Raw genomic sequence first — 10925 nt, 5'->3', positions numbered from 1 at the left:
TCTAGGCAAACCGTAGCGTGACACAACCAAATCCGATGCCTCATTTTGTTGTATCTATATCGGATATATGATTTAAGGAGTTATAGCGTGGACTGGCATTCTATCAAAACCATTTTCTTTTGATGCTCTTAACATCCCTTATAACGTTTTCAGCGATTTTATTCGCTTTTTTATTCGGTGGAACGGATTGGCCTATTTTATATTTTGTGATGATGTGCTCCTTTTTTAAGTTTTTTCGGAACAAGCTCATAATATTTCAACCTCCCTACCAATCTGGTTTATTCTATCTATTTCCAGATGGTAGGGAGATTAAACACAAAAAGCTCGGGAATCAAAAATTCCCGAGCTTAGATCTGCTTAATTTATTTTAATTTCATAAGCCTAGACGGTTGATGAGCAAGAGCGTTGCGTACTATACGCTCGGCTTCCTCGTTACGTGGAACACGGGTGCCGACAGTATATTTAGTAATATTGGTTTTTGAAGTGTTTTTACTACTCCGTTTATTGCTCAATAGCCCTTTTAAAGCGCTCATACCGTGTCACCTCCTGGATCAAATGTAACGCTTACTTCTTCTTGTGTTCTCATTATACCATATTTTTTCTTCAAATTTCTATGATAGTTTTGGAGTTTTAAGGATGATAAGATCACTTGAGCGTACACTTCCAAAACTTTAGCAACCGCAACTTTCTGCTCTTCCTCAAGATGATAACCTTTCACAAAATGAAGAACAATTACACCAACAGGCTTATATTCGTCCAATCCGGATTCTCTTATAGGAAAACCCATTATGCCAGCGTAACGTCGGTTGGGATCAGGTTCAAACTGATATTCTTGCTCTGCTTCAGGCGTATTTACATCTTGTATCCAAACAATCTCACCCTCTAACGCGACTTTCCCAGCAAACTTTTCTCCAAGGGAGACAACCCTATTTCTTACAACACTATTGGGCATATTATATTGACCAATAATTCGAAGCTCCTTACTGCTATTGAGCAACATAATTGAACCCTGTCTAATGATTGGTTGTATTGATTTCATAGTTGTAATCTCCACCAAGATTCGATCCATAATCACTTCAAATTGATGACGGCTCTTATTGGGATCAATAACGACATCTACCAGGTTTTCTACGACCCTTCTCATCGACTCGAAACTTTCATTTGGAAACATACTCAACTGGCGTAGCTGCTCAATTGCATTAATTAATCGGTCAATATGGAGATCCTTATCACGGAGTTGTTCTTTAATATATTCGTCCGCCTGATAGCGAACAAACTGCTCAAGGTCGGCGCTGTACTTTCTAGAAAGCTCAGCAGAGAAAAATTCGTTTTTGAGAACTCCTTTGGAATTCATGAACCAAATCGGGAATACCGTTGGACTTACAATGTTTCTCGTTGTTTTAGCCCATAGAAGTTGAATTAGAAACCATCCAGCAAATCCAGAAGCTATCATTTCAAAATTGTATGGAAATGAATAGGTGGGATCAATAACTTTCTGCATAAACTGTTCGAAAAAGAAAATTAATAAAAGAACAAAAGCAGGGACATTAAAGGTCTGGAATACCGCAATGATAAAATTAACACACCACTTAATTGCCATCGAAAAATAACTTTCCTGCAAACGATGTAAAAAAGGAATGTATCGTGAATTCCCGATTAGTCCTTGCAACTCTTCCTCTTGTCTATCTTCTGGCAATATTATCAGCCCCCTAAAGGAAACTTTACCAAATCGTGGGCAATTAGAAAAGTAGCATATTATGTTTGTTTTAAAATATTCTGTTTGTCATAACTGAATTTACAAAAAAATGAAAGCCAGCATCTCACTATTAAATGTTGTGGTTTAACCTTACACGGTTGTGGATTTTGTTGGTGGAGGTGAACCGTGGCTGTACAAATCCACAATTAGCGGAAACATGTTCTGAACTTTTAAGCTAAAGTATCATTCTAAGTTTAGTTTTACCCTTAGTAACAATAAAAGCTCCTTTGCAGACTCTATGGCTTGCTCTAATGAAATGGTCAGTCGATCTGTCACCGAAATAATATCTTCATGATCTTCAGGTGTTTCGAGTACCTTCTTAATATTTATATCAGTTGCCCTCATCGTCTCTGCTTTATTCATCAACCGAAGTATTGCACTCATTGAATAATGTGCTGTCCTTAAAGTACGAATAATTTTTAATCGCTTTATTTCATTCTCTGTATATGAGCGAGATCCATTTGAAAGTCTAGGGACTGTTAGCAATCCATTCCGCTCCCAACTTCGTATAACTTCAGATGTAAGGTCCAGTACCTGAGCTGCCTCTTTTCGTGTATACGTTTGAATAGAAGCTGATTCCAATCCACACATCCACTGTTCCGAAAGCTCAATAGCTTCTAATGCCTGATAATATTCTTTTTCTAAATGTGACAGATAGGCTTGTGCGTATTCCAGTGCTTGAGCAAAATCCTCTTTACCACTAGCTTCTACAATAGCTCTTGCCTTTGCCCGAATGAGTCCTTGAACAATTTCACAACGAAAAGCGACTCTAGCTACTTTTAGTTGAAATAGATGCAAGTCTGAATAAATGCGGTATCCATTCTCACCTCTCGGAACAGATGAGATATAGTTCCAGTGTTCATAAATCCGTACGGTGTTGGGATGTACCCCAACTAGTGCTGCGATTTCTTTGGTTTTGTACATCCCGTAACCCTACTTCCATTTAAAAAATTTGAACGCCCCAACCAAGCTGATAACCGTACAAATACCTAATATTAACATGGGCACCGCCATACCTGCCATGGCTTTACCTGCAGTTACCATTTTTAATAAATGAATACCATGTGACAAAGGTAGGATATCCATTATCCATTGAACGAAGCGCGGCATCACTTCATACGGAATCGTCGCACCCGAGAACAATAACATGGTAAAGTAGGCAACAGAACTCCACATATTCGCTGCCTTTTGATCCGGTACGACACTGCCAATGAAAATACCAATACTGTACATGGCTAAAATAACGAAAGCATATACGCTCAAAAACATAAACCAGGAACCCGCTAATCGATAATCAAACAATAAGTAGTACACCAGGGTAACACCTACGAATGAAACAAGGGCAGAGGAAAGCTGAATTAGACCTTGTGCAAATAAAATCTGTAAAGGAGATACTGGCGTCACTTGGAATCGTTTCAGGATGCCTCGGTGTCGATAATCAGCAATGGTTAGCGGTAGACCCATTACACCCGTTGCAAGCACGCCAATAGTTATAACAGCCGAGTAAGATAATTCAAAGTTAGAAGAACCTGCCGATGCATCCTTACTAAGCAAGTAACCAAACAGGGCCGCCAAAATGATCGGAAAGCATATACCGAAAATTAGAATATCAATACCTTTCCACACTAGCTTTCCTTCTATTTTCAAAAGTGTAAACATTGTACTCATCCCCAGTGTTCCCCCTCACCTGCAAAAAGTAAATATGCGTCTTCAAGCGTTGTTTTCCCACTAGCGATTAATGCTTCCTGAATTGTTCCATGAAAGACGGTTTGACCTTCACGTAGAATCAATACCTCATCACATAACGCTTCAACCTCATCCATGTAATGTGATGTTAAAACAATCGCCAAACCATTTTCTTTCATGGTTAAGAGCTGCTTCCACAGCATACGACGAGCTTTAGTATCAAGCCCTGTTGTCAGTTCATCTAAAAACACAAGCTTCGGTTCAGGAATGAGGGCAAGGAGTACGGCTAGTCGCTGACGCTCCCCACCAGAAAGTAGTTTAACAAGTTGCTTCTCCTTACCTGCCAGCCCAAAGGTTTGTAGTAAAGCAGGTACGTCAGCCGATGTTTGATAAAGTGCCTGCCACTGTCCACATGCTTCGGAAACGGTTAATTTATCTTGGAAATTGGTTTCTTGAAACTGCACCCCTACTTGTTCAAATACCTCCTTTCGATTGCGTATCGGTGATTTGCCAACGATGCCAAGCTCATCATGAGTGCTTTTTTCAATACCAAGCACTGCAGCAATTGTTGAAGATTTTCCTGCCCCGTTCGCACCTAGTAAACCAATTACTTGCCCAGACTTTACTTGAAAACTAATGCGATCGACGGCCGTTTTCTGACCGTATGCAACCGACAAATTTTTTACCTTCAGTACCATGTTCTAACCTCCCAAATACATCTTAGGACGTAACTATAACAAAAGAGTTATGGGATGGTGGCTTAATGGAGGGTTTGAAGTGCTGCAATATTGATTGTCCATTAGGAACATGTAGAAGTTAATTGGCCAGTTAGTATCGAGGAATAGCAAAAATCCACAACCTCATGCGGTTGTGGATGTGGTTGGTGGAGGCGAGGGGAGTTGAACCCCTGTCCAACCAACCGAAACAGCTGCATCTATCCGATTCAATAAGTAGGTTTTGAAAGCGAGGAGTTCGGACTGGTTGTAGCGGGCGGGGACCACGTTCATCGCATATTCATTCATCGCGTTTACGGCAATGTGGCGAAGCTCTTCTGGAAGCGCGCCCTCAGCCCAGCGACAGGCGTCGGTTTTGGAGAGGATCTCGCCAAGCTCCTTATAGGCCCAGATGCGAAGCAGGGACAAGATGCCCGCGTTCTCCAGATCGCCGCTGTGCTTCGCGTAATAGTCCGCGTCTGCACGAATGGATTGCCAGAAATCATCATGGGGCACTTCCGGTAGAATGTCGCACGGCTCCGGACCGTATAAGGCGATTCCCGCCTGTCTTGCAAGTTTGACATGACAAGCCAAGTCGCTGTCCGTCGCCTTGTCTTCGAACTGCCAAAACGAGTCGTCCTCGCGGGCCTCCATCGCCTCGAACCGCTTCCGCCAATGTTCGCTGAAGTGGAACTCGTAGGGCGTCGGGAATGTCCAGTTATCCATATCCGATTTGCGCACAATACTGGCTTCCACATGCACAGGCTGACGATGCAGGCTGAGGAAAGCGATCATCAGCTTGAATCGTTCCTTGGCCGTCAACATGCGATCGACGACGATCAGCAGATCGAGATCGCTCCTGGCCGGCAAAAAGCTGCCAAGCGCGATGCTGCCGTGGATGTATACTCCGACAAGCGCGCTCCCTAAATAATCATGCAAGTAATTGGTGATCAGCTCTGCCTGCCGTCTAACGTTCGGCGGGCAGTTTTGCCATTGGTATTCTTTCATCTTCTTCCCCTTTCCATGCCATGGAATCGTCATGATTCCGACCGCATGGTTTTTGATTTCTGATCCGTAGTCGTTAATGAATCGTTATTAGAACTGTAAATCCCCTTAAGCTGTCTCCGCAAGGTGAGAGGAAATTTATAGCTAAACTTTACCGGGCGCAGCTTGGAGAATGGGCTATACTTAATCTATTGGAAGGTTAAGGTTGGACGACATGGAAAGCAGGGGACGAAGATGGACGGATCGTTGCGTGAAATGATGGAGAAGCTGGCAGACTTGAAAATTGTAGGCCGAGTGGAGGAGCTGGCTGCCGAGGCAGTTAAAGGAACGACGGAGGGGCAAGTCTATATACTGTCCCGGAACGGAGCGCCGTCGTACGTGCTAAAGCTCGAAGAGGCCGAATATACGCGGGAAACGGCGCAATTCCTTAACCGTTACGCAGAGGCTCCCTTGTTGCCTAAGCTGCTACATGTGGATCAGGAGCACCGTTATTTGCTGTATGAGTATCAGCATGGAACGACGCACGTCAATCGCGGCGGCAAAAAGGATTGGATGAGCGAGCTGGCGCGAGGTCTGCTTAATCATTATACGCCGGAACGAACGTTCCAAGGATATGGAAGACCGGATTCGCCTTGCGAGTCATGGCGCGAATTCAACGGGAGAAGCCTTGTCTTCGCGTCGGAACGGATTGGTGACTACCTGCCTGCGAAGGACCATGAACTGGTCGAACGGGTATGGAAGGAGAAGCTCCGGGACTGGGGCGAGGAGGATAAGTACTGGCTGCACGGCGACACCGGCGTTCATAATTTCGTGTTCGACGAGGACAAAATGACAGGCGTCATCGACCCGTCGCCGATCGCCGGGCCGATTCTTTACGATTTAACTTACGCGTTTTGCTCGTCTCCGGACGACTTAAACGTCGAGACGCTGCTGGGTGCCTACAACGAGTTGAACATACGGACGGTCGAACCAGGGGAAGTGATTCTCGAGACGGCGTTCCAGCTCTATTGCAGAATCGCGATCTGTCTTATGCACCATCCGCAAGATTTGCCTGCTTATTTGGAAGCATGGCCTCTATGGGCGGACATGGCAGAGAAACTGACAAGTTAGCGTTGTTGCTCCCGATTGGCGCGCAGCGGACATCTGCCCCAAGCTATGGCTGCTACTCATTAGCTCAGCGCTCCAACTCCTCCATCTCCAGCGTTACGGGGCAGTGGTCGCTGCCCATAATATGGGCGTCGATGCCGGCGTCCTTGACGAGCGGGACCAGCCGCTCCGACACGAGGAAGTAGTCGATCCGCCAGCCGACATTACGTTCGCGCACCTTCGGCATAAAGGACCACCAAGTGTACACGTCGGAGCGATCCGGATAGAGCCGGCGGAACGTATCGGCGAAGCCGGAATCCAGCAGGCTCGTCATGCATCCGCGTTCTTCCGCGGTAAAACCGGAATTGCCGTGGTTGGATTTCGCGTTTTTGATATCGATCTCCGCATGCGCGACATTTAAATCCCCGCATACGACGACAGGCTTCAGCTTGTCCAGTCCGTTCAAATAACATTTAAATCGCTCCTCCCATTCCACCCGGTACTCCAGTCTGGAGAGGTCGCGTTTCGCATTCGGCGTATAGACGGTAACCATATAGAACTGTTCGAATTCCAACGTAATGATGCGGCCTTCCGGCTCTTCGTCGGTCTCCATGCCGTAACGGACGGAGAGAGGCTTATATCGCGTAAAGATGGCGGTGCCGGAGTACCCTTTCTTTTGCGCGTAATTCCAGAATTGGTAGTATTCGTCTCCCAGCGGCAGCTCGATCTGACCTTCCTGCAGCTTCGTCTCCTGGAGGCAGAAGATGTCCGCGTCCATCTCCTTGAAGTAGTCCAAGAAGCCTTTGCCGACGCAAGCGCGAAGCCCGTTTACATTCCATGAAACCAATTTGATACCCATCGTTATTTCGTCTCCTCGCCTTACTATAGTATTTCAAAAATATCAAATCATCTTGTGAGATACAACCTAAAACATAGAGTTTATGATAGAATGAGGGAACGTACGTTTGTCAAATGGGGGAAAGCGGGAAGTGAGTAGGATGAATAAAACAACAAAATCCGGCGGGATAAAGGTGTATGCCGAGTTATTGGGACAATATTTGTTCCCGCACCGAGGCTCGCTGATCGCTCTGACGCTGCTGCTGTTCGGCTTGATCGGTCTGCAGCTTGCCAGTCCGCAAGTCATTCGTTATTTCATTGACACAGCTGGCTCGGACGAGCCTCTGGAGAAGCTGATGTACGCTGCCCTGCTGTTTATCGGTTTCTCTATCATGCAGCAAATCATCGCGATCATATCGACATATGTCGGCGAAAATCTCGCATGGAAAACAACGAACAAGCTTCGCGGCGATCTGGCGGAGCATTGTTTGCGACTGGATATGGACTTTCATAAGTCCAATACGTCGGGCTCGCTTATCGAGCGTGTGGATGGCGACGTCAACGCTTTGGCCAATTTTTTCTCCAGCTTCATAATTCATCTGGGCGGCAATTTGCTCCTTATGATCGGCATCATCGTCCTGCTGTTTCTCGAGAACGTCTGGATTGGCGCCGGCATGCTGCTCTTCGTCGTGTTCGCGGTGTTTATCGTGCAGCATATCCGCAAATATGCCGCGCCGGTGTGGCGCGACTGGAGGAGCATTAACGCGGAGTATTACGGCTTTACCGGTGAGCATCTGGAGGGGACGGAGGATACGCGGGCGAACGGCGCTTCCGGCTACGTCATGGGCCGATTTTACGGGCTGATCCGCCGCATGCTGCCGCTTAGACAGAAGGCGTTCCTCGGCTTCGCGTCGATGTGGATCACGACGATCATCGTATTTGCGCTCGGCAACGTTATGGCGTTCGTCATCAGCGCATATCTGTGGAAGACGGGAGCCATTACGATCGGCACCGTATATTTGATTTTTTTCTACACGGAGCTGCTGGCTAAGCCGATCGAAAAGATCCGGACCCAGATTGAGGACCTGCAGAAGGCGGACGCCAGCATGCATCGCATTCGCGAGTTGATGGCGATGGAGTCCGGCATTAAGGACGGTCCCGGCGTCAAGCTTGCGGACGGTCCGGTTGCGGTATCGTTTAACGGGATGTCGTTCAGCTACGGAGAGTCCCCGACCATCAAGGGTCTCAATCTGGATTTGAAACCTGGAGAGGTGTTGGGATTGCTAGGGCGTACGGGCAGCGGAAAGACGACGATCGCGAGATTGCTGCTGCGCTTCTACGATCCTCAGAAAGGGGCAATCCGCCTTAACGGAACCGATATTCGGGATATGAAGTTATCCGAGCTCCGGAACACGGTCGCGATCGTCACCCAAAATATCGAGATCATTCAAGGCACGGTCCGCGATAATCTGACCTTTTACGATCCTTCTATTACAGACGAGGCGATTTGCGCCGTATTAGAAGAGCTTGGGCTCGGCGATTGGCTGCGCTCGCTTAAGGATGGTCTGGATACAACGCTCGATTCCGGCGGCGGAAGCATGTCGGCAGGAGAGGGGCAACTGCTCGCGTTCGCGCGCGTCTTTCTGCAGAACCCGGGCCTTGTCATTTTGGATGAGGCGTCATCCCGCCTGGATCCGCTCACGGAGCAGCGGCTGGAGAAGGCTGTGGACAGGCTTCTTCAAGGGCGGACATGCATCATTATTGCCCACAGGCTGTCCACGATTCAGCGAGCGGATCGAATTGCCATTATGGATGGAGGCGTGCTGGCGGAGAGCGGAGTTCGCGAAAAGCTGGCTGGCGATCCTACATCGCGGTTTAGCCGCATGCTTGCCATTGGATTGGAGGAGGTGACGGCTTGAGCACATTCACCTATATGATGCGTTTGATCGGCTATCGCAAGAGCTGGTACATCGCCAACGCTGTTCTTTGGACGATTATTTATTTGATGCCGATTTTTCCCGGCCTCCTGACCAAAGCGTTTTTTGATTCGCTTGTACCCGATCAGCCTGCGGAGTTTGGCGTCGGTTTGATTGTTATGCTGCTTATTGCCGCTGCTCTTGCCCGCAGCGTGTTTATCTGGTTCGGCTTTATTACGGATGTGCAATTCCGCTTCCGAATCGGCATGCTCATTAGGCGGAATCTGCTGGAGCATGTGCTCAAGGAGCCCGGCGCCAAGGCGATTCCTTGCTCGCCCGGCGAAGGAATCAGCTACTTCCGCGATGATGTGGATCAGACGGAAGAGGCCGTCAGCTGGTCGGTAGACGTCTTCGGGATGACGTGCTTCGCCGCGGTATCCTGCTATATTCTGATCGGGATCGATGCGGGCATGACCCTGCTCGTATTCCTGCCCCTTGTGCTCGTAGTCATCGCGGCGCAGCTGGCGACGGCCAGACTGCAAAAGTACAGAGAGGCGAGCCGGGAAGCGACGTCCAAGGTTACCGGGGCGATTAGCGAGATGTTCGGCAACGTGCAGGCCATACAAGTGGCCGGCGCGGAGGGACGCGTCGTCGACCGCTTCCGGGGACTTGGAGAGAATCGCAGGCGCACCATGCTGAAGGACAAGCTGATGACCGAAATATTGGACTCCATCTTCTCCAATACCGTTAACATTGGCACCGGATTGATTCTGTTGCTGGCTGGACAGAAGATGAGGGGCGGGGAATTCACGGTCGGCGATTTTGCGCTGTTCGTCTATTATTTAACGTTCGTTACCCAGTTCATCTCCAACTTCGGCAAGTTTCTCACGTACTTCAAGCAGATGGGCGTGGCGCTGAGACGACTAACCTTTATGCTGCAGGGCGCTCCGGCCTCCGTTCTGACGGTGCATCGGGCGCTTGGCTTGGAGAGAAAAGGCGCGGTCATCGATCATGCGGTTAGCCCAGGAGGCGAGTCTTCATCTTCGGTTGTCGGGTCCGCGCTTGGAGGAAGCGCCGGCGTATCTTCGTTCGAGCGGCTTGAGCTGCTGGAAGCGACGGGCTTGACTTACCGCTATCCGGAGACGGGGAGAGGAATCGAGGATATTATGCTGCGGCTGCCCAGAGGCTCCTTTACGGTCGTGACAGGCCCGATCGGCTCCGGCAAAACAACGCTTGCCCGCGTCCTGCTGGGGCTGCTGCCCAAGGATGGCGGCATCGTGCGATGGAACGGACGGATGGTAAAGGGGGAGCTCGGAGACTTCTTTATCCCGCCGAGAAGCGCCTATACCGCACAGGTACCAAGGCTGTACAGCGATTCGCTGCGCGAGAATATTCTTCTCGGCCAGCCCGACGATGAAGTCAAGCTGGATCGCGCCTTGCGCACGGCCGTTATGGAGGACGATTTGGCGAAGTTTCCCGATGGGCTAGAGACGACGATCGGCCCGCGCGGCGTTAAGTTGTCCGGCGGACAGGCGCAGCGTACGGCCGCGGCGCGAATGCTGGTACGGGAGTCGGAGCTGTTCGTCTTCGACGATTTGTCCAGCGCGCTGGACGTCGAGACGGAGGAGAAACTATGGGATCGGCTGTTCGGCGAGCGGGGGGATGCCACCTGCCTTGTCATCTCCCACAGGAAGGCGGCTCTTGCAAGAGCCGATCACATAATCGTCCTTCAGGACGGCAAAATCGAAGCGGAGGGCACCGCCGAAGCGCTGCTTGAGTCCAGCGATTCGTTCCGCAAGCTTTGGCATGGGGATTCGGAGCAAAGTGAAACGCAATGATACGGATTTGGCGGGAGTTCCCTATTTATTTCTGTGCCGAATTACGTTAATATGAAATTAACATTTATGCGAGGAACCGTCTTTTCGA

10 protein-coding genes are annotated in these 10925 nt (G+C 48.9%); 3 read left to right on the top strand and 7 right to left on the bottom strand.

Annotated features, from left to right (window positions below):
* Window positions 1-362: 362 nt before the first annotated feature.
* The 6 genes from B1748_RS36940 to B1748_RS20915 form a co-directional block, all read right to left on the bottom strand.
* The gene (locus B1748_RS36940; protein ID WP_179215716.1) at window positions 363-533 is read right to left on the bottom strand and encodes a hypothetical protein; all 171 of its coding nucleotides are present in this window, start codon (window positions 531-533) and stop codon (window positions 363-365) included.
* Window positions 530-1696 (bottom strand): GAF domain-containing protein, encoded by a 1167-nt coding sequence (locus B1748_RS20935; protein WP_087569885.1) that lies wholly within the window; start codon window positions 1694-1696, stop codon window positions 530-532. The genes B1748_RS36940 and B1748_RS20935 overlap by 4 nt, the downstream gene beginning before the upstream one ends.
* A 243-nt stretch (window positions 1697-1939) precedes the next feature.
* Window positions 1940-2680 (bottom strand): MerR family transcriptional regulator, encoded by a 741-nt coding sequence (locus tag B1748_RS20930; protein WP_087569884.1) that lies wholly within the window; start codon window positions 2678-2680, stop codon window positions 1940-1942.
* Between the two features lie 9 nt (window positions 2681-2689).
* A complete protein-coding gene (locus B1748_RS20925; protein ID WP_087569883.1) occupies window positions 2690-3424 on the bottom strand; it encodes an ABC transporter permease in 735 nt (244 codons plus the stop codon).
* Window positions 3421-4140, bottom strand: a complete 720-nt coding sequence (locus tag B1748_RS20920) for an ABC transporter ATP-binding protein (RefSeq protein WP_087569882.1) — start codon at window positions 4138-4140, stop codon at window positions 3421-3423. Before B1748_RS20920 ends, B1748_RS20925 begins: the two co-directional genes overlap by 4 nt.
* A gap of 162 nt (window positions 4141-4302) precedes the next feature.
* Complete coding sequence (locus B1748_RS20915) at window positions 4303-5163, bottom strand: aminoglycoside adenylyltransferase domain-containing protein (protein ID WP_179215715.1); 861 nt, start codon at window positions 5161-5163, stop codon at window positions 4303-4305.
* Between the two features lie 231 nt (window positions 5164-5394).
* Between B1748_RS20915 and B1748_RS20910 the strand changes: the two genes are divergently transcribed.
* A complete protein-coding gene (locus B1748_RS20910) occupies window positions 5395-6270 on the top strand; it encodes an aminoglycoside phosphotransferase family protein (RefSeq protein WP_087569880.1) in 876 nt (291 codons plus the stop codon).
* A 64-nt stretch (window positions 6271-6334) separates the two neighbouring features.
* On the opposite strand, the gene B1748_RS20905 is transcribed toward B1748_RS20910, so the two are convergent.
* Window positions 6335-7099, bottom strand: a complete 765-nt coding sequence (locus tag B1748_RS20905; protein WP_087569907.1) for an exodeoxyribonuclease III — start codon at window positions 7097-7099, stop codon at window positions 6335-6337.
* 145 nt (window positions 7100-7244) lie between these two features.
* Here B1748_RS20905 and B1748_RS20900 point away from each other — a divergent pair, with 145 nt between their 5' ends.
* Both B1748_RS20900 and B1748_RS20895 read left to right on the top strand, forming a co-directional pair.
* Window positions 7245-9002, top strand: coding sequence for an ABC transporter ATP-binding protein (locus B1748_RS20900; protein ID WP_087569879.1), 1758 nt, complete (start codon window positions 7245-7247; stop codon window positions 9000-9002).
* Complete coding sequence (locus B1748_RS20895; RefSeq protein WP_087569878.1) at window positions 8999-10837, top strand: ABC transporter ATP-binding protein; 1839 nt, start codon at window positions 8999-9001, stop codon at window positions 10835-10837. Before B1748_RS20900 ends, B1748_RS20895 begins: the two co-directional genes overlap by 4 nt.
* Window positions 10838-10925 lie beyond the last annotated feature (88 nt).

This window comes from Paenibacillus sp. MY03 (assembly GCF_002165585.1).
In the GTDB taxonomy this organism is placed as follows: Bacteria; Bacillota; Bacilli; order Paenibacillales; family Paenibacillaceae; genus Pristimantibacillus; species Pristimantibacillus agaridevorans.
Note: the sequence above shows the minus strand (reverse complement) of the source record. Positions and strands in the feature narration are given on the sequence as shown.